Annotated in this window: 18 protein-coding genes; 13 read left to right on the top strand and 5 right to left on the bottom strand. The window is 59.8% G+C overall.

Translation table 11 applies throughout. From position 1 onward, the window contains the following. Positions 1–29 precede the first annotated feature (29 nt). Entirely contained in the window at positions 30–662 is a 633-nt protein-coding gene (locus IG629_RS08940; protein ID WP_193171615.1) for a TetR/AcrR family transcriptional regulator, read from the bottom strand. Positions 663–774: 112 nt separating this feature from the next. On the opposite strand from IG629_RS08940, the gene IG629_RS08935 reads away from it, so the two are divergent. The 3 genes from IG629_RS08935 to IG629_RS08925 are packed head-to-tail and all read left to right on the top strand — an operon-like array spanning position 775 to position 5,178. Next, entirely contained in the window at positions 775–3,147 is a 2,373-nt protein-coding gene (locus IG629_RS08935; protein WP_193171614.1) for an efflux RND transporter permease subunit, read from the top strand. 4 nt (positions 3,148–3,151) lie between these two features. Next, entirely contained in the window at positions 3,152–3,964 is an 813-nt protein-coding gene (locus IG629_RS08930; RefSeq protein ID WP_193171613.1) for an outer membrane lipoprotein-sorting protein, read from the top strand. Beyond that, positions 3,961–5,178: a hypothetical protein gene (locus IG629_RS08925; RefSeq protein WP_193171612.1), complete on the top strand. Its 1,218-nt coding sequence runs from the start codon at positions 3,961–3,963 to the stop codon at positions 5,176–5,178. Before IG629_RS08930 ends, IG629_RS08925 begins: the two co-directional genes overlap by 4 nt. Before the next feature lie 16 nt (positions 5,179–5,194). Here the strand turns inward: IG629_RS08925 and IG629_RS08920 are convergent, their stop codons facing one another. Continuing rightward, entirely contained in the window at positions 5,195–5,935 is a 741-nt protein-coding gene (locus IG629_RS08920; RefSeq protein ID WP_193171611.1) for a class I SAM-dependent methyltransferase, read from the bottom strand. Positions 5,936–6,004: 69 nt separating this feature from the next. Continuing rightward, positions 6,005–6,217: an RNA-binding protein gene (locus tag IG629_RS08915; protein WP_193171610.1), complete on the bottom strand. Its 213-nt coding sequence runs from the start codon at positions 6,215–6,217 to the stop codon at positions 6,005–6,007. Between the two features lie 449 nt (positions 6,218–6,666). Here IG629_RS08915 and IG629_RS08910 point away from each other — a divergent pair, with 449 nt between their 5' ends. Continuing rightward, the gene (locus IG629_RS08910; RefSeq protein ID WP_193171609.1) at positions 6,667–7,605 is read left to right on the top strand and encodes a division plane positioning ATPase MipZ; all 939 of its coding nucleotides are present in this window, start codon (positions 6,667–6,669) and stop codon (positions 7,603–7,605) included. Positions 7,606–7,669: 64 nt separating this feature from the next. After that, entirely contained in the window at positions 7,670–8,074 is a 405-nt protein-coding gene (locus tag IG629_RS08905) for a VOC family protein (RefSeq protein ID WP_193171608.1), read from the top strand. A gap of 14 nt (positions 8,075–8,088) precedes the next feature. Here IG629_RS08905 and IG629_RS08900 read toward each other — a convergent pair whose 3' ends face one another. Continuing rightward, on the bottom strand, positions 8,089–8,574 hold the full coding sequence (locus IG629_RS08900) for a GNAT family N-acetyltransferase (protein WP_193171607.1): 486 nt from the start codon (positions 8,572–8,574) through the stop codon (positions 8,089–8,091). Positions 8,575–8,659: 85 nt separating this feature from the next. Here IG629_RS08900 and IG629_RS08895 point away from each other — a divergent pair, with 85 nt between their 5' ends. The 5 genes from IG629_RS08895 to pgmG all read left to right on the top strand — a co-directional run bounded on the left by IG629_RS08895 (position 8,660) and on the right by pgmG (position 13,862). Continuing rightward, on the top strand, positions 8,660–9,403 hold the full coding sequence (locus IG629_RS08895; RefSeq protein WP_226886567.1) for a VWA domain-containing protein: 744 nt from the start codon (positions 8,660–8,662) through the stop codon (positions 9,401–9,403). A gap of 41 nt (positions 9,404–9,444) precedes the next feature. Continuing rightward, a complete protein-coding gene (locus IG629_RS08890) occupies positions 9,445–10,164 on the top strand; it encodes a DnaJ domain-containing protein (RefSeq protein WP_193171606.1) in 720 nt (239 codons plus the stop codon). 105 nt (positions 10,165–10,269) lie between these two features. Beyond that, entirely contained in the window at positions 10,270–11,139 is an 870-nt protein-coding gene (gene galU / locus IG629_RS08885; protein WP_193171605.1) for a UTP--glucose-1-phosphate uridylyltransferase GalU, read from the top strand. Positions 11,140–11,154: 15 nt separating this feature from the next. Next, a complete protein-coding gene (locus IG629_RS08880) occupies positions 11,155–12,483 on the top strand; it encodes a UDP-glucose dehydrogenase family protein (RefSeq protein ID WP_193171604.1) in 1,329 nt (442 codons plus the stop codon). Beyond that, on the top strand, positions 12,480–13,862 hold the full coding sequence (pgmG, locus tag IG629_RS08875; protein WP_193171603.1) for a phosphoglucomutase/phosphomannomutase PgmG: 1,383 nt from the start codon (positions 12,480–12,482) through the stop codon (positions 13,860–13,862). Before IG629_RS08880 ends, pgmG begins: the two co-directional genes overlap by 4 nt. Before the next feature lie 59 nt (positions 13,863–13,921). Here the strand turns inward: pgmG and IG629_RS08870 are convergent, their stop codons facing one another. Then, positions 13,922–15,193 (bottom strand): D-alanyl-D-alanine carboxypeptidase, encoded by a 1,272-nt coding sequence (locus IG629_RS08870; protein ID WP_226886566.1) that lies wholly within the window; start codon positions 15,191–15,193, stop codon positions 13,922–13,924. 388 nt (positions 15,194–15,581) lie between these two features. On the opposite strand from IG629_RS08870, the gene IG629_RS08865 reads away from it, so the two are divergent. From IG629_RS08865 to clpA, 3 genes are all read left to right on the top strand, one after another. Continuing rightward, on the top strand, positions 15,582–16,112 hold the full coding sequence (locus tag IG629_RS08865) for a phasin family protein (RefSeq protein WP_193171602.1): 531 nt from the start codon (positions 15,582–15,584) through the stop codon (positions 16,110–16,112). Positions 16,113–16,430: 318 nt separating this feature from the next. After that, a complete protein-coding gene (clpS, locus tag IG629_RS08860; protein WP_193171601.1) occupies positions 16,431–16,757 on the top strand; it encodes an ATP-dependent Clp protease adapter ClpS in 327 nt (108 codons plus the stop codon). 6 nt (positions 16,758–16,763) lie between these two features. Continuing rightward, positions 16,764–19,053, top strand: a 2,290-nt coding sequence (gene clpA / locus IG629_RS08855) for an ATP-dependent Clp protease ATP-binding subunit ClpA (protein ID WP_193171600.1), incomplete at its 3' end; no start/stop codon positions are given.

Here is a 19,053-nt window from a genome sequence, read left to right as displayed (position 1 = left end):
TAACCGGGCCCGACTTCTAGTCGCGCATATCAGTCCGGCGCGTAGGCTTTCAAAAAACTCTCGACGGCAGGGCCGACCGAATTTATCGCGTCTTCGGCTGTCCAGTCGCAGGAAGAGGTAAACAATCTCTGGATCAGAAATGGTCCGGTTACAAATCCCTGGAAGTGCGCTGCAGCCATGGCCGGGTCGGTTTTCCTGAGAAGACCCTGATCCTGCATTTTGCCGATAAATTCCGCCAGCTCGTTACGCATCTTGCCGGGACCTTCATTCCAGAAGGTTTCCCCGATCAGTGGAAACTGCTCGGCCTCCGCGATCACGGTGCGCATCAATCGCAGTTTTTCGGGGTTGTTCACTTTCGCCAGGATCAGAAGTGCACAATCAGTCAGTACTTCGCGAGGCGTTCCGGAATAATCGATGTCATCGGAATTGGGCTCGCCGAAACCGGCGCACATTCCCCCCATGACAGTGCAAAACAGATGCTCCTTGCTATCGAAGTAGCTGTACACCGTGCGCTTGGAAACATTGGCTTCCGCGGCAACCTTGTCCATCGAGGTAACTTCGTACCCCTGTTCCGTGAAAAGTTTGCAGGCAGCATCAACGATTTGTCGCTGTTTTTCGGTTAACGGCTCGCTGTCCGGAAAATTCTGATCGATTTTTACCATGAGTCCTTGAAGTCTCTCGGTACACTACTAAGTTTACGTACACTGCACGGTGTAGTCTAGTTTTTAACACCTAACAGACAGTAGCACGTTCTCTGAGTCGTAGGAGGGGCCGATGTCGGACGTACGTTCCGGGGATTCCGCTATACGGAAGGCCGGGTGGGCAGCGAAATATGCCCTCTGGATCATTCGCTGGCGTTGGGCGGTTATCGCCGTCTCGATTTTGCTAACACTGGGGGCGGGCTTCGGTGGCCAGTTCCTGTCCTTTTCCACTGACTACCGTGTCTTCTTCAGTAAGGAAAATCCGCAACTTCAGGCGTTTGAATCGCTGCAGCGGGTGTTCAACAAGGAAGACAATATCTCCCTGGTGCTGCAGCCGAAGAATGGCGATGTGTTCCAGGCTGACATGCTTGCCGCTATCCGGAACCTGACGGAGGAATCCTGGCAGGTACCCTTCGCCACGCGCGTCGATAGTATCTCCAATTTCCAGAACAGCACGGCGGAAGAAGACGATCTGATCGTTGACGATCTGGTGCCGGCGGAAAGTCCGCTCGATGCCGCCGATCTGCAGCGCATTCGCGCGGCCGCGATGACCGAGCCGCTGTTGCGGGACCGGATCATTTCCCCGGACGCCCGGACGACGATGGTCAATATCACCATCACGCTGCCCCAGAAGGAGTTGACGGAGGTGCCGGAGGCGATGGCCCATGTCGACGGGCTGGTCGCTGATTTCCGGGCCGATAATCCGAACATCACCCTGGCGATCACCGGCTCGGTGGCGCTCAATAACAGTTTTTCGGTTTCCGCGCAGAATGACATGCAGACCCTCATCCCGCTGATGTACGGGGTTCTGCTGCTGGTCATGGCAGTGCTTCTGCGGTCCATCTCGGGAACATTCGCGACGCTTCTGGTAATCGCGTTCTCGGCCATGACGGCGATGGGGCTGGCCGGCTGGCTCGGTATTCAGCTGACACCACCTTCGGTCACGGCGCCGACCATCATCCTGACCCTGGCCATCGCGGATTCTGTCCACGTGCTGATCAGCATGTTCCATGGCATGAGGCGGGGGATGTCCAAGCGGGATGCTCTGGTGGAGAGCCTTCGGGTGAATTTCCAGCCGGTCTTCCTGACCAGTCTGACCACCATGATCGGCTTCATGTCGCTGAATTTCTCCGATGCGCCACCGTTTCGGGATCTTGGCAACATCACGGCAATGGGTGTGGGGGCGGCCTGGTTCTTCTCCATCGCCTTCCTGCCGGCCCTGATGGCCGTTCTGCCGGTGCGTATCAAGCCGCGGGAGGAGCATGAAAGCGTGGCCATGGAGCGGCTGGCGGAATTCGTTATCCGGCGCCGTGGCCCGATCATGATTGGCACGCTCGCCCTTGTTGCCGGACTTGTCGCCTTTATTCCGAAGATCGAGCTGAACGATCAGTTCGTGAAGTATTTCGACAAGAGCATCCAGTTCCGGAACGACACGGACTGGGCGACGGACAATCTCTCCGGAATCTATCAGGCCCAGTGGAGCATTCCGGCGGCCGAGAGCGGCGGGATCTCCGATCCCGATTATCTGCGCCGTCTCGAGGATTTCACGCAGTTCCTGAGGGCGCGCGGTGAGGTGGTCCACGTGCTCACGTTGACCGATATCTTCAAACGCCTGAACAAGAACATGCATGGTGACGATCCGGACTGGTACAAGCTGCCGGACGAACGGGACCTTGCCGCGCAGTATCTGTTGCTGTTCGAGATGTCCCTGCCGTTCGGGCTCGACCTGAACAACCAGGTGAATGTCGACAAGTCGGCGGTGCGGGTTATCGCCACGCTGGAGAACATCACCACCAACGAGCTCCGGGCGCTGGACGAGGAAGCCTCGGCCTGGCTTCAGGATCATTTCCCGAGCGCGGCCGAAACCCGGGCATCGGGACCGTTCGTCATGTTCGCCTATATTGCCAAGCGCAATATCGAGGGCATGCTGACCGGTACTTTCTTCGCCTTCCTGCTGATCTCCGCAACGCTGACCATTGCGCTTCGGAGCATGAAGCTCGGCGCCATTTCTCTGGCTCCAAACCTCGTGCCCGCGGCCATGGCCTTCGGGATCTGGGGGCTGACAGTCGGCGAAGTCGGCATGGCGTCCTCGGTCGTGACCGCGACCAGCCTCGGGATCATTGTCGATGCGACGGTGCATTTCCTCTCGAAATACCGGCGCGCCCGGGTCGAGCGGGGCGAGGATGCGGAGGACGCGGTGCGCTATGCCTTCTCGACGGTCGGCACGGCGCTCTGGGTCACCACCGCCATCCTGGTCGCAGGGTTCGCGGTGCTCTCCCTCTCCACTTTCAAAATCAACGGGTCCATGGGGATGCTGACCGCGATCACGCTGGTCATGGCCATCATCATCGACTTCCTCCTGTTGCCGGCCATGCTGCTGTTTCTCGACGGCCGGCGCAAAGACCGGGATGCCGGACAGGCTCCCATTGCCCAAGCTGCGGAGTAAGAAAATGGGAAAACTTCAGCGCATTCTCGCCCTGGCGGTGCTCGCCATCAGTCCGGTGTTGCAATCCGCGTACGCGGAAACGCCACAAGAGAAGGGGCGGGCGATTGCCGAGGAGACCGACCGGCGGGATCTTGGTTGGGGCGACAGCGACGTCGTGATGTCGATGATCCTGCGTAACGCTGAGGGAGAGAGCAGTGTCCGCGAATTGCGGCTCCGCTCCCTCGAAGTGCCGGAGCGGGGCGTCGGGGACAAGAGCATCACTGTGTTCGACAAGCCGAGGGATATCGAGGGAACGGCCTTTCTGTCGCACACCAAGATCCTGGATCCGGACGATCAGTGGCTTTACCTGCCGGCCCTGAAGCGGGTGAAGCGGATCTCGTCCAAGAACAAGTCCGGCCCCTTCGTAGGCTCCGAGTTCGCCTATGAGGATCTGGTGAGCCAGGAAGTGGACCGGTACGACTACACATGGCTGCGGGACGAGAATTGCGGCGAGGCGGCACCGACCATGGAGTGCTTCGTTGTCGAGCGTACACCGCTCTATGAGCATTCCGGCTACACCAAGCAGGTCTCATGGGTGGACAAGCAGGATTATCAGCCGCGCAAGACAGAGTTCTACGACCGCAAGGATGCGCTCCTGAAAACCCTGCTGCAGCTCGATTACAAGCAGTATCAGGGCCAGTACTGGCGGACCCACCGGATGGACATGACCAACCACCAGACCGGTAAGTCCACCACCCTGACCTTCGAGGATTACAGCTTCAAGGTCGGGCTCTCGGAGGGTGATTTCGAGAAGAACAGGCTGAAGCGCGTCAGATGATCAGTGGTGTCCGTATTGCGGCGGCGGGGCTTTGCCTCGCCGCCGGTGCTCTGCCCGCTCTGGCGAAGGAGCCGAACATAGAAACCAGTCTGGAGCTCGGCATGGAGCTCCGGGTGTTCCCGAACGATCCCGCCTTAGGGCCACAGCGGGACCGGGCTGTCAGTCCGTCCTTCTACCTGGAGCCGGAAATCACAGCGGACTGGAACGGCGGAGTCGATCGTCTCACGCTGGTGCCTTATGCGCGTGTCGACAGGGACGATGACAGCCGGACCCATGTCGATCTCCGGGAGGCCAACTGGCTGCATATCGGCGATGGCTACGATCTGGTGATCGGCGCCGACAAGGTCTTCTGGGGCGTGACTGAGTCTCGTCACTTGGTGGACATCGTCAACCAGAGCGACGGGGTCGAGGATGTGGACCTGGAAGACAAGCTCGGCCAGCCGATGGTCCAGCTTGCGGTGCCGAGCGACCTGGGCACGTTCAGCTTTTTCGTTATGCCCTATTTCCGTGAGCGCACATTTCCCGATGCGGATGCTCGGCTGAGCAGCGGTGTGCGTGTCGACGATGACGCGCAATATGACTCGGATGCGGAAGAGTTCCATCCGGACCTTGCGGTCCGCTGGTCCCAGGTGATTGGCGATTTTGATGTTGGGTTGTCGCATTTTCATGGCACCAGCCGCGAGCCACGTCTGCTCGCGCTCGATCCCGCCAATCCGTCCAACTTGACGCCTTATTACGACCAGATCGACCAGACCGGTCTGGATCTGCAATACACCACGGATGCCTGGCTCTGGAAACTGGAGGCCATCGGGAGGGGCGGGCACGGGGACTATTTCCCCGCTGCTGTCGCCGGGTTCGAATATACGCTCTTCGGCATTCGCGGCAGTGACATGGATCTCGGGTTTCTGGCCGAATATCAGTATGACGGCCGGGACGAGGATGGCAGTGCGCCGGGCACGCTTGCCAACAACGACACATTCGTCGGCACGCGGCTGACCTTCAATGATGTGGACGACACCTCGATCCTTGCCGGGGCGGTGGTCGATAACGAGGACGGCTCGACCTTGCTGTCTCTGGAGGCGGAACGCCGGATCGGGGATGCCTGGAAGGTAGAGGCGGTTGCCCGTTTCTTCCTCAATGCGGACAGCGAGAACGGTCTCACGGCGCTGGAGCGTGACGATTTCGTCAGTCTGACGCTGATCCGCTATTTCTGAGGTGTGGCCGGCGGGACTATGCCGCCGGTTTCACGGCCGAAAGGATGACGTGGCCGGCAACGCACCAGAGCAGGTCCACCTGCTCGAAACCGGCATCCCGCAGCCAGTCCGTCTGTTCCACCAGTGTTGAGGGCTTGTCCAGAGGGTCGGGCACGCGCGGATCGTAGTGGTTCCAGTCCAGGGCGCGGAACCGCTCCAGCCCGGAGCTGTCTCCCCGGAGTGCGAGCGAGCGCTGCTCGACTTCGTGCTCCCATTGCCGGGCAAAACTGCGCCGCGCGGCATCGGAGGCCGGCTCGACGAGATCGGCAAGGACGAACACACCGCCCGGGGTGAGGATTCGGAACAGATCGCGGAACAGTCTCGCCTTGCCCGGCCCGTCCAGATGATGAACGGCGAGCGAGGAAACGACGGCGTCCGCCGGTTCCGCATGAAACCGCCAGTCCAACTCTTCGAGGCGGAAGGGCCTGGCTGTCAGGCGCGTTGCAGCATCGCCGGCCGTCTTGGCCGTTGCCTTCAGCATGCCCGGCGATGCGTCATAAGCCGTGACCTTCACGTCGGGGTCACGGTCCAGGATCGCTTTCGTCATCAGGCCTTCGCCGCTGCAAAGATCGAAAACACAGGCTGGGCGTGTTTTCCCTTCGAACAGCCGGTCCGTCACGATCCGGATCTGTTCCTCTCGCCGGGGGACAAACACGTCGCCTTCAGCCAGGAATGCGGCTGTATCCAGTTCGTTCCATTGCGGAATGTCCGCTGTCATCCCGTTTGCTCCCCGGCTCACCACTGCCGGGTAGAAATGGGATGATAAAACCGTGCGGTCAATCCGGGATTAATATTGGAGCATAGCCTCTTCCCAGTCGCGCCGGCGAATCAGCACGGCCTCGTAATCGGCTTCCTTCGGCAAGAAGACCCAGAGACCAACCTCTGGCGAGCGCGGGTCGTCATGCCCTCCCGCCTTGCTGATCGTGCCGACTTGATTAAACAGAAGCTCATGAATATCGCCAGTGTACCGAGCGGTTCGGTGTTCCATTGTCAGGTTCATCGCGACCTCCCGCGCCAAATGGTATGCCCAGTTGACGAAAAAGCAGGCGTTAGGTGAAGTATCAGCTCGCTTAAAAATATTCGAAAAAAAGAAAATTTTCCTGTTTTGCAGACTAGACAATTGTGCGTGGCAGATTTTCTGGAAAGTTGTCAGATCGCTGCAAAAAGGCACTATTTAAATGAAGAAATATGATTTTTAGGTCAAGAAACAGGTTCTCGCATATATTCTGGTGACACTTTTCTGGGCGGCCCTTCTGCGGGCAGCTCTTCTGTTCGGTGGTTGATCTCGTCCAGTATCGGAGTTGCTTTCCAGGAGGCCTGGACTGCGTGCGTGCCGGACCTTCGTAACGGTAGATCTGGGGGGTGACGTATCCACTGATGCGGCTTCTCTCTTTACGCCGATAGGGACCGGAGATAAGAACCGAAGGCATTTGTTCGCGAGGTGACGACGTGACCGACCAATCTCCGGATACCGGCGCTAAGACGCCAGCGCCGCTTGGGCCTGATGATCCGGCTACAGTTCTCGTTTTCGGAAACGAGAAAGGCGGCTCCGGCAAATCGACCGGCTCCATGCATGTGATCGTGGCGCTCCTCAGGCTTGGATTCAAAGTCGGCTCCATCGACCTCGATATGCGTCAATGGACGCTGACCCGCTATCTCTCCAACCGCGCGGGGACGATGAAGAACGACGGCATTTCCATGCCGATGCCCGTGCATGTTTTTCTCTCCCGCAGCGACAAGCCGAACCGGCAGGAAGCGGAAGCCGAGGACAGGCAAAGGTTCGAGGCGGTGCTGAAGAAATTGCGCAGCGAGTGCGACTTCGTGTTGATCGATTGCCCGGGTACGGACACTTATGTCGGTCGTCTCGCGACCGGCTATGCCGACAAGCTGGTCACGCCCCTGAATGACAGCTTCGTCGATCTCGACATGCTCGCCAATGTCGATGGCCAAACCGGAGAAATCATCAAGCCGAGTGTCTATTCCGAGATGGTCTGGGAAGCCCGGAAGCAGAAAGCAGCCCGTGATGGCGGCACGCTTGACTGGATCGTGATGCGTAACCGCCTCTCCAGTCTCGCAGCTCGCAACAAGCAGGAAATGGAGCGCGTGGTTGGTCTGCTGGCAAAGCGGATAGGCTTCAGGGTGGCGCCCGGTTTCAGTGAGCGGGTGATCTTCCGAGAGTTGTTTCTGCGCGGCCTGACCATGCTCGATGTCTTCGAGATCGGTGACAGCGGCAAGCCACAACTCTCCCATGTTGCCGCCCGGCAGGAAGTCCGGGGCCTGTTGAACTCGCTGCAGCTGCCAAACCGGATACCGACGCCGCACTCCAGTGAGCCGAATGACGAAGCTGTCGAGACTCCGTCGCTGATGGGGGAAGAGGGGCAGGAATAGTTGCCGTGTCGACAAGATTTCAGGATTTCATATCCGCCATTTGCCGCATGTAAGGGGCTTCGCCGTGAGTGTGACTGCCGGACTGAACCATCTTGGCCTGTCTGTCCGTAATCTGGACGAGACCACCCGGTTCTTTGTCGAGGTGCTCGGGTGGGAGGAACTGGCGCGTGACGAGAGTTATCCACGCAATGCGGTGACGGACGGCACCCTGCGCCTGACGCTCTGGCAGGTCGATCATTCGCAGGACGTGGTCAGTTTCGACCGGCGGGCGAATATTGGCCTGCATCACCTTGCCATCGAGGTTCCGGACGAGGATGTCCTCAACGCCACTGCCGAGCGTGTGCGTGAATGGCCAGGGGTGGAAATCGAGTTCATGCCGGAATTCATGGGGGCCGGGCCGCGGAAGCACATGATGTTCCGCGAGCCGGGAGGCATTCGTCTGGAGCTGGTCTGGCCGGGCGCCGCATAGGCGTCTCATCGAGCTCAGCGCCAGCTCGACTCGGCTGCCATCTCGTTCAGGGTAATTCCACTGAGCTCGAAATCGGCCGCCTGATACTGCCGGCTGCCGATATGATGATAGAACTCAATCGCGACAGTGTTGGTCGGCAGGGACTGCCAGACGACCCATGATCCGCCACGGGCGATGGTCTCCGCCGCTACGGCGCCGATCAGGGCGCGCCCCGCTCCGCTGCCACGGGCCCGGTCCTCGACATAGAGATCGAGCATGTGAAGGCCCGGCGTTCCGAGGCCGATATTGAAGCTGTCGATGAAGATGGTGTACCCGATCAGCTCCGAATCAAGCTCGACAACGATGCCGTCGAACCGTTTCTGTTTGCCGAAAGCATAGCGGATCACGTCGTCGGCCCCGAAGGGTGGCGGCGGCATGCCTTCATGGGCGGACAAGGCGGCGGCCATCTCCGCTACGCGCCCTGCGTCCTTTTCCAACAGTGCCCTGACACGGAACTCCATTATGATCTCCCTGTGATGCGGGTTGGAAACCTCAGGCTGCGATGCAACATAATGCTAAAGCCTCGAGGAAAGTGAAGCGGCGAAGATGACCACAGGAAAAAAGACCGGCGGGATTGTTGACAGACCGGGAGCGGCACGGTCGGGTCCGGTCTCGTCTCAGTCAGATATAGACGCCTTCGTGCACCGTGTCCGCAGCGCGCCGGCCGCAGTTCCGGCTGGTCGTCCGGGGCGGCTGCTCTTCGCCATGGATGCGACTGCCAGCCGTGAGCCTTCCTGGGACCGGGCCTGCCAGCTCCAGGGCGAGATGTTTTCAGAAACGGCAGCTCTTGGCGGTCTTGCGGTACAGCTTGCCTATTATCGTGGTTTCGGCGAGTTCAAGGCCAGCGCCTGGCTGACGGATACGCAGAAGCTGCTGCGGGAGATGACCGGCGTATTCTGCCTTGGAGGCCAGACTCAGATCGAACGCTTGCTTGGCCATGTCATTTCCGAGACCGGTAAGGAGAGGGTGCAGGCGGTGGTGTTTGTCGGCGATGCATTCGAAGAGGATATTGATGCGGTCTGTCACCGGGCCGGTGAACTGGGCGTCCTCGGGGTCCCGGTCTTCATCTTTCACGAAGGCGGCGATCCTGTGGCGCGGCGTGCATTCGAACAGATTGCGCGTCTTACCAAGGGCGCTTGCTGTCCGTTCGACGGCAGCAGCGCCCAGCAGCTCCGGGATTTACTGGCGGCGGTCGCCGTTTATGCCGCGGGCGGCAGGAAGGCCCTGCAGGACTTTTCAGCACGGCGGGGTGGTGCGGCGTTGCGGCTGACACACCGTTTCGGCAAATGACGGTGACCGGCGGGATGATCGCCCGGCAGGAGGATAGCTAGGTGCAGTTTCTGATACTGGGCGGCAGCCTGTTGGTCGGGCTCGGACTGATCGGCTACTGGTTTATCAATGCCGATCCGGCAAAGATTCGCACGACCGCGAAATGGGTCGGGCTTGGTCTGCTTGGTCTTCTGGTAATCGCGCTGATTTTCTTCCGGCGTTTCGACTGGCTGATGTATGCGGGGTTGGTCGGGCTGCCGTTCTTCATGCGTGCCGGCGCTCTTTTTCGCCGTTTCCGGAACGCTGTCAAAATGGCACGCGGTCCGGCTTCCGGGCAGAGCAGCGCGGTACGCACGGAAACGCTCGCTGTCAGTCTGGATCATGACAGTGGAGCGATGGACGGCGAGGTGCTGCGCGGCCGTTTTGCGGGAATGCAGCTGTCGGCTCTGTCCTTCAACGACGTACTGGAGCTGCTGGCGGACTGCGTCCGGAACGATCCGCAGTCCGTCGCGGTGCTGGAAAGTTATCTCGATGCCGCCTACGGGCCGGACTGGCAGGAGCGGGCGGGAGAGGCTGCAGGTGCAGATCGGACATCGTCCGGCTCGGGAGCTATGTCGCGAGAGCAGGCGCTGGAGATCCTGGGGCTTGAGGAAGGCGCGGACGAGGCTGCGATTCGGGAAGCGCACCGTCGCCTGATGATGGTCAATCATCCCGATCGTGGCGGGTCCGACTACCTCGCGGCCCAGATCAACGAAGCTAAAGAAATTCTGCTCGGTTCCTGAGCCAAGCGATCCTTGCTGTTTTCGCTGTTTCTGTGCGAATAACGGATTGCCTTGTCAACGACGCTGGCGGGGTAGCGGACCGAAGAAACGATTAGAGGTTCTGATATGCCAGTACCAGTGCGGAAGGCGATCTTTCCGGTCGGGGGGCTTGGCACGCGTTTCCTGCCGGCAACCAAGTCTATGCCGAAGGAAATGCTCCCGGTTGTCGACAAACCGCTCATCCAGTACGCCGTGGAGGAAGCCCGTGCCGCCGGGATCGAGGAGTTCATCTTCGTCACCGGCCGTGGCAAGTCCGCGATAGAGGATCATTTCGACCATGCGTTCGAGCTGCAGTCCATGCTCGAAGACCGCGGCAAGAAAGAGGCGCTGAAGGTCATCGAGGCGACGATCCCGCAGCCCGGTCAGTTTTCCTATACCCGTCAACAGGAGCCGCTTGGCCTCGGCCACGCGGTCTGGTGCGCGCGGAATTTCGTCGGTATGGAACCGGTCGCGGTTCTGCTCGCGGATGACCTGATCCTGAACGGTCAGGGCTGCCTGAAGCAGATGGTCGACGCCTACAACAAGGTTGGCGGCAACATGGTCGCGGCCATGGAAGTTGAGCGCGAGCAGACCCAGTCCTACGGCGTCATCACACCGGGCGAAGTGAAGGACCGGCTGATCGAAGTCCGGGGCCTGGTGGAAAAGCCGAAGCCGGTCGACGCGCCATCGAACTACGCAATCATCGGGCGCTATATCCTGCAGCCGAAAGTGTTCGAGGATCTGGCGCGTTTCGAAAAGGGGGCCGGCGGCGAAATCCAGCTGACGGACGCTATGGCCCGCCAGCTCGGCCTGCAGCCATTCAACGGTCTACTCTTCGACGGGCACCGGTTCGACTGCGGCAGCAAGGCCGGCTTCCTTGAAGCGAATATCGCCTATGCTCTCGACCGTCCGGATATGGCCGATGCCGTCCGGAGCTTTTTGAAGAATTACGCCTGATAACGGAGTAAATTCATGCGTATTGCCATGATCGGTACCGGCTATGTTGGCCTGGTATCCGGAGCCTGCTTTTCGGAGTTCGGTAACGACGTTGTCTGCGTCGATAAGGACGAGGTGAAGATTTCGCGTCTCGATCGCGGAGAGATTCCGATCTTCGAGCCGGGCCTGGATGACCTTGTCGCCAATAATGTGCGGGCAGGGCGGCTGACCTTCACCACGGACCTGACCTCGGCTGTCAGGGACGCGGATGCGGTCTTCATCGCAGTCGGCACGCCGACACGGCGCGGCGACGGCCATGCGGATCTCTCCTATGTCTACGGCGCTGCGAAAGAGATCGCCGCAGCGATGACCGGGTATACCGTCGTTGTCACCAAGTCGACTGTGCCTGTCGGAACGGGTCGAGAGGTGGAGCGGATCATTCGCGAAGAACGACCGGACGTCGAGTTCGACGTCTGCTCGAACCCGGAGTTCCTGCGGGAAGGTGCCGCGATCACCGACTTCATGCGGCCCGACCGGGTGGTGATCGGCACGGAAAGCGAACGCGCCCAGGAAGCGATGCGGGAAATCTACCGGCCGCTTTATCTGATCGAGACGCCGATCGTCTTCACCTCCTTGCAGACCAGCGAGCTGATCAAATACGCGGCGAACACCTTCCTCGCGACCAAGATCACGTTCATCAATGAAATTGCGGATCTTTGCGAACAGGTCGGCGCCGATGTGCATGACGTGTCGCGCGGTATCGGCCTCGATGGGCGGATCGGCCGGAAGTTCCTGCACCCGGGCCCCGGTTACGGCGGTTCCTGCTTCCCGAAAGACACCCTGGCGCTGGTCAAGACCGCGCAGGATTACAAGGCGCCGTTGCGGATCGTCGAGACGGTTGTCGATATCAACGACAAACGCAAGAAGCAGATGGCGGACAAGGTCATTCAGGCCTGTGGCGGCACCGTCTCCGGCAAGACCATTGCTGTCCTCGGCCTGACCTTCAAGCCGAACACGGACGATATGCGTGACAGCCCGAGCCTCGACATTCTGCCGGCCCTGCAGGCTGCCGGTGCCACGGTGAAGGCTTACGATCCCGAAGGCATGAAGGAAGCGCGGGAGATGCTCCCGGGTGTCGAGATGTGTGACAATGCATATGCTCCCATCGACGGGGCCGATGTCGTTGTGCTCATCACCGAGTGGAACGAGTTCCGGGCGCTTGATCTGAAGCGCATCAAGGGATTGCTGAAGGAGCCGCTGATGGTCGATCTGCGCAACGTCTACAACCCGGACGATATGGCCGATGCCGGCTTCACCTATGTCTGCGTCGGACGCAGCACAGTTGATGCGAAGGTTTCAGCATGAGTGCGCATCAGTTCCGGCCGACGATCCTTCGGGAATATGACGTTCGCGGTGTTGTTGGCGATACGCTGAGTACCGACGATGCGCGGGCTCTCGGCCGGGCGTTTGGAACGCGGGTCATCCGGAACGGCGGCACAAAGGTGTCTGTCGGACGCGACGGGCGGCTCAGCTCGCCGGACATGGAAGCGGCGGTGGTCGAGGGGCTGATGGCGGCCGGAATCGCCGTCACCCGGCTTGGCGGTGTCGCCACGCCGATGCTCTATTATTCGGTCTATGCCCTCGAGACCGATGGCGGGATCATGATCACCGGCTCGCACAATCCGCCGAACCACAACGGTTTCAAGATGATGCTGGGCAAAGGGCCGTTCTTCGGTGCCGATATTCAGGATCTTGGCCGGATCGCGTCGGAAGGTGACTTCGAGAGCGGCGAGGGCTCGGTCGAGGATGCCGATATTCTCGACAGCTATGTCGACCGCCTGCTGCGGGACGTCAGCCTGGGCCGCCAGCTGAAGATCGTCTGGGACTGCGGTAACGGCGCTGCCGGCCCGTCAGTGAACCAGGTCTGCATGCGGCTGCCCTCGAACCACAAGGTGCTGTTCCCTGAAGTCGACGGAACCTTCCCGAACCATCACCCGGACCCGACCGTTCCCGAGAATCTCGAGGATCTCGTGGCCATGGTGCTGGAGCGCGGTGCCGATCTAGGGATTGCCTTCGATGGCGACGGCGATCGTATCGGCGTCATCGACGACAAGGGCCGGGTGCTGTGGGGCGATCAGCTGCTGACCGTGCTGGCTGAGGACGTGCTGAAGGAAAATCCGGGCGCGACCGTTATCGCCGACGTGAAGGCGAGCCAGGTGCTGTTCGACAAGATCGCGGAATTCGGCGGCAAGCCACTGATGTGGCGGACAGGTCATTCCCTGATCAAGACCAAGATGGCGGAGACCGGCGCACCGCTCGCCGGTGAGATGAGCGGTCATATCTTCTTCAAGGACCGCTATTACGGCTTCGACGACGCGCTCTATGCGGCCGTCCGGCTGATCGAGGGGCTGAGCCACCGGGACGAGCCGCTGTCGGCGATCCGGGACGCGCTGCCACAGGTCATGAACACGCCTGAAATGCGGTTCCAGTGCGACGATACCCGCAAGTTTGACGTGGTGAAGGAGGTCAAGGAATGGCTTTCCGGCCAGGACGGTATTGAGGTGTCGGATGCGGACGGGGTCAGGGTCAACACGCCGGATGGCTGGTGGCTGTTGCGCGCCTCCAACACTCAGGACGTGCTGGTCGCTCGCTGCGAGTCACAGACCCAGGAAGGTCTGGACCGGTTGAAGGGTCAGCTCAGGGACGCGCTGACAGCTGTCGGCGAGACACCGCCGGACATCTGATCGCTCTTTTGGAATATGACAGGAAAGGCGCCGCTTGGAGATAGCGGCGCTTTTTTTGCTCAGCCGCCCGCCGGGATGGTGGCGACTTCGAGGCCTTCATTGCCCGGAACAGGGACGCAGGGCACGTGCTTGCGTGCCAGCAGGGCGCAGGCATTGCGGGCGCCGGCCTCGCTCAGACCGGTGATGCGGGAGCGGTAGACGGTGCCGTGGTCGCGGGTTACGCGCTCAACGGAATCGACCGAACCTTGCAGTGCTTTCTTCAGATGCTGGCGAGCCGTGCTGATCATTGCTTCCGCCGGGCCCTTGCTCGAATACGCGCCGACCTGAATGCCCCAGTCACGGTCCGATCCGCCGGGAGCCGGCTGCAGGGCCGTTCCTTTTTGCAGGCCCATGCCGGGTTGCAGGGCTGTATCGGTAATAGCAGATTGCGCGGCGGCGAGTTGAACGATGCCGTTCTCGTCGAAGGCCGGGCGTGCCATCGGGATCGGTGCGGGGGTCCGGTTGCGGGCAATCAGTTCCGCTTTTTTAAAGCCGCGATTGAGCAGTGAGATCATGTGCCGGTCACGGGATTTGGCGGTCCGGCCGCCGAAAACCACGGCGATCAGGTGCCTGTCGCCCTGGTGAACGGAGGACACCAGATTGAAACCGGAGGCACGGGTGTAGCCCGTCTTGATGCCGTCGGTTCCGGAATAGCGGCCGAGCAGGTTGTTGTGATTACCGTAGGTGCGGCCCTTGTAGGTGAATTTCTTGGTCCGGAAGAAGTGGTAATATTGCGGAAAGTCGCGCTGGATCCGAAGCCCGAGTTTCGCCATATCCCGCGCGGTGCTCTTCTGCCGGCGATTGGGCAGGCCCGAGGCGTTCCGGAAGCTGGTCTTGGTCATGCCGAGCGCGCGTGCTTTCTTGGTCATCGCAACGGCGAAATTGACTTCGCTTTTTTGCAGATGCTCCCCGACCACGGTGGCGACGTCGTTTGCGGAGCGGGTGACCAGGGCGAGGATCGCGTCCTTGACGGAGATGCGCTCGCCTCTACGCAAACCTATATTGGTTTGAGGCTGACCTGCGGCACGCTTGGAAACCTTCATTCGGGTCTTCAGCGTAACCTTGCCTTTATCCAAGGCGTCGAAAATCATGTAGAGGGTCATGATCTTGGTGAGCGATGCGGGGTAGTTTCTGGTATCGGCATTCTTGGCGTAGAGGACGTCCAGAGTGTCCGCGTCCATGACGAAGGAGGCGTAGCGTGCCTCGGCGCTCCCAGCCGCCAGCCAGACCATCAAGCCGACCGTAAGGGCGCAGAAAGTCCTGAAGGCTCGCTGTGTCACGCTGTCCGCCATATGCCCCCCAATGTTCCGCACTGCCAGAAGTTACAATACGGCTAAGCCTTACCGAAAACCCCCGAAATCTTATGTAAGAGCTTAGCTCTTGTCCATAACCGATTGAAACAAAATTAAACATGGTCTCGAATTCGAGGGTGATTACGTAATCACCCGGAGGTTAAGAGGCTGGAGAATGCGAGCGGCACGTGCGTTCGATGCAATAATGCTGCAATGCACAAAAAATACACTTGACCTTTTTCCGATAAATCCTATTTTACCGTGTATGTTGCAGTGCAGCATGAGCCCAGACATATCCTGACTGAGTGTGCGTGTCCAAAGGACATGCCTGCGGCCCGCCGGGGTAAGACCCCGAATTTTGACAACGAATGCGCAAGGAGAGTGAAAAATGGTTGCGAAGAAAACCACCTCTACCGCTGCTGCCGGCCAGGTTGAAGACGCGGTCGCTGCTGGTAAGGAAACTGTTGAAGCCGCTGTGAAGGCGACTCAGGAAGTTGCCGAGAAGAGCTATGGCCAGGCGGTCGAGCTCATGAAAGAGCATGCCGAGAAGGCCCAGAAAGCCCTCTATGGCGGCTATGATGAGTATGCGTCGCTTGGCAAGGCCAATTACGATGCCTATGTCACGGCGATGAACACCTGGTCCAAGGGCTTCGAGGCCATCGGCAAAGAGCTCTATGCCTTCGGTCAGGAAAGCGTTGAGGTCTCCGTCGAAACCGGAAAGACCGTAATGGGCTGCAAGACCGTCAACGAACTGATGGAACTGCAGAACGACGTGAGCAAGAAAAGCTATGACAAGGCAGTCGGGGAAATCACCAAGATTTCCGAGATGTCCGTCAAGACGGCCAACGAAGCGATCAAGCCGATCCAGGAAAGCCTGACCGGCACCTTCGAAAAACTGTCCAAGCCGATTGCCGCCTAACAGGCAGCGTCACATAGGACTAGCGGAAGCCCGGCTTTTTTAGCCGGGCTTTTTGCGTTTGGCTTCTTCGGCCCGGTCTGGGCCCCGGTTTTCCAGGGCGCGATGTTTTTTTGATCCGACAATTGGGCATTGCCTGTCGGATTTAACCTTGCGACGGCTTGTGCTCGACACGAAATGTCTGTCACCCTATTCGCATCGGGCAAGAGGTCAGGCGGGAATTCCCGCCCGGGCTTTCTTCCGGCCCGCGACGACTTAATTTAGATTACGCAGCATGTGGAGACCGGCCCGGTGCGGTGCGGGATAGTTACGGTTCTGAAAATGAGCAAAGACGACGACAAGACCGGCGACGGTACCAACACGGGCGTGGTTATCAAGGCACGCCCCAAAACCAAGAAGCCGGCGATGTATAAAGTCATCATGCTGAATGACGATTATACGCCTATGGAGTTCGTCGTTCACGTTCTGGAAAGATTCTTCTCTAAGAATAGGGAAGAGGCGACGACCATAATGCTGCATGTCCACCAACGCGGTGTCGGTATTTGCGGTGTTTATACATACGAAGTCGCGGAAACCAAGGTGACCCAAGTGATGGATTTTGCCCGTCAGCACCAGCACCCGTTGCAATGCACTCTGGAAAAGGCTTGAGCACACATGTTGTCGAAAAATCTAGAGGAAAGCCTGCATAGAGCTCTCGATCTCGCGAACGAGCGCAGCCACGAATATGCGACGCTCGAGCACTTGCTCTACGCATTGACGACCGATCAGGACGCCATCGCCGTGATGCGGGCCTGCGACGTCGATGTCGAGCGATTGCGCAGCGATCTCGCCGGTTATATCGACAATGACCTGATGAACCTGATCGGCGGTCAGGAAGAAGAAGCCAAGCCAACTGCCGGCTTTCAGCGGGTCGTCCAGCGGGCCGTGATCCACGTGCAATCCTCCGGCCGGGCAGAGGTGACGGGCGCGAACGTTCTGGTCGCCCTGTTCTCCGAGCGGGAAAGCCACGCTGTTTACTTCCTGCAGGAGCAGGAAATGTCCCGCTTCGATGCGGTGAACTATATCTCCCACGGTATTGCCAAGGTGCATGGCCAGACGGAGGCCCCCCGGGTCGACGGCGCCGATGAGGACGCCAAGCAGGACACCGTGAACAAGAGCGGCAACGAGGCGCTAGACGCCTATTGCGTGGATCTGAACAAGAAGGCGATGGCCGGCAAGATCGATCCGCTGATCGGCCGGGAGTTCGAGGTCGAGCGCACCATCCAGATTCTGTGCCGCCGGACCAAGAACAACCCGCTCTATGTCGGCGATCCCGGTGTCGGCAAGACCGCCATCGCGGAAGGGCTGGCACGCCGCATCGTGGACGGACAAGTTCCCGAGGTGCTGCAGAACGCCCAGATTTTCTCGCTCGACATGGGCTCTCTGCTTGCCGGTACGCGCTACCGCGGCGATTTCGAGGAGCGGCTGAAGGCCGTCGTCTCGGAACTTGAGCGGAACCCGGACGCCGTCCTTTTCATCGATGAGATCCATACGGTGATCGGTGCCGGTGCGACCTCCGGCGGGGCCATGGACGCGTCGAACCTGCTGAAGCCTGCGCTTCAGTCCGGCGCCCTGCGCTGCATTGGCTCGACCACCTACAAGGAATTCCGGACCCATTTCGAGAAGGACCGCGCGCTGGTCCGCCGGTTCCAGAAGATCGACGTGAAAGAGCCGTCCATCGAGGACAGTATCAAGATCCTGAAGGGCCTGAAGCCTTATTACGAAGAGCATCACAAGGTGCGCTTCACTGCCGAGGCATTGAAGACGGCCGTCGAACTCTCCGCGAAATATATCGGCGACCGCAAATTGCCGGATAAGGCGATCGACGTGATCGACGAGGTCGGCGCGGCGCAGATGCTGGTTGCCCCGTCCAAACGGCGCAAGACCATCGGCGTGAAGGAAGTCGAGGAGATCGTTGCCAAGATCGCCCGGATACCTCCGAAGAGCGTGTCGACCGACGACAAGACCGTGCTGAAGAATCTGGAGCGCGATCTGAAGACCGTGGTCTTCGGTCAGGACGATGCCATTGCGTCCCTGGCGACCGCGATCAAGCTCTCACGAGCAGGTCTCCGTGAGCCTGAAAAGCCGATCGGCAACTATCTCTTCTCTGGCCCGACCGGTGTCGGCAAGACCGAGGTGGCGCGCCAGCTGGCAAATGCGCTCGGTATCGAGCTTACCCGCTTCGACATGTCGGAATATATGGAGCGTCACAGCATCTCCCGTCTGATCGGCGCACCTCCGGGCTATGTCGGTTTCGACCAGGGCGGACTGCTGACGGACGCTGTCGATCAGACCCCGCACTGTGTGCTGCTGCTGGACGAAATTGAAAAGGCCCATCCCGATCTCTTCAACGTGCTGTTGCAGGTCATGGATCACGGCAAGCTGACGGACCATAACGGCAAAAACGTCGATTTCCGGAACGTCATCCTGATCATGACGACCAATGCCGGTGCATCCGATCTGGCGAAGGAAGCTGTCGGCTTCATGCGGACGGAACGCGAAGGAGACGATTCCGAGGCGATCAACCGGATGTTCACCCCGGAATTCCGGAACCGTCTGGATGCGATCATTCCGTTCCGTAACCTGACGCCGGAAATCATCTCCCGCGTGGTCGAGAAGTTCATCATGCAGCTTGAGGTGCAGCTCTCCGACCGAGGCGTGACCATCGAGCTCAGCGATGCGGCTCGCACCTGGCTTGGCGAGAAGGGCTACGACCGTCTTTACGGCGCCCGCCCGCTCGCCCGGGTTATTCAGGAGCACGTCAAGAAGCCGCTCGCCGAGGAACTGCTCTTTGGCAAGCTGGTCAAGGGCGGCCTGGTTCAGGTTGACCTGAAGGATGACGGCCTGACCTTCTCCTACCCGGATGAGGGCGGGGACAGCTCCGGAGGCGGTTCAAGCAAGGGCA

The sequence above is a fragment of the Nisaea nitritireducens genome, assembly GCF_014904795.1.
GTDB lineage: Bacteria > Pseudomonadota > Alphaproteobacteria > Thalassobaculales > Thalassobaculaceae > Nisaea > Nisaea nitritireducens.
The sequence above is the reverse complement of the archived record's forward strand: the minus strand, read 5'-3'. Positions and strand labels throughout refer to the sequence as shown.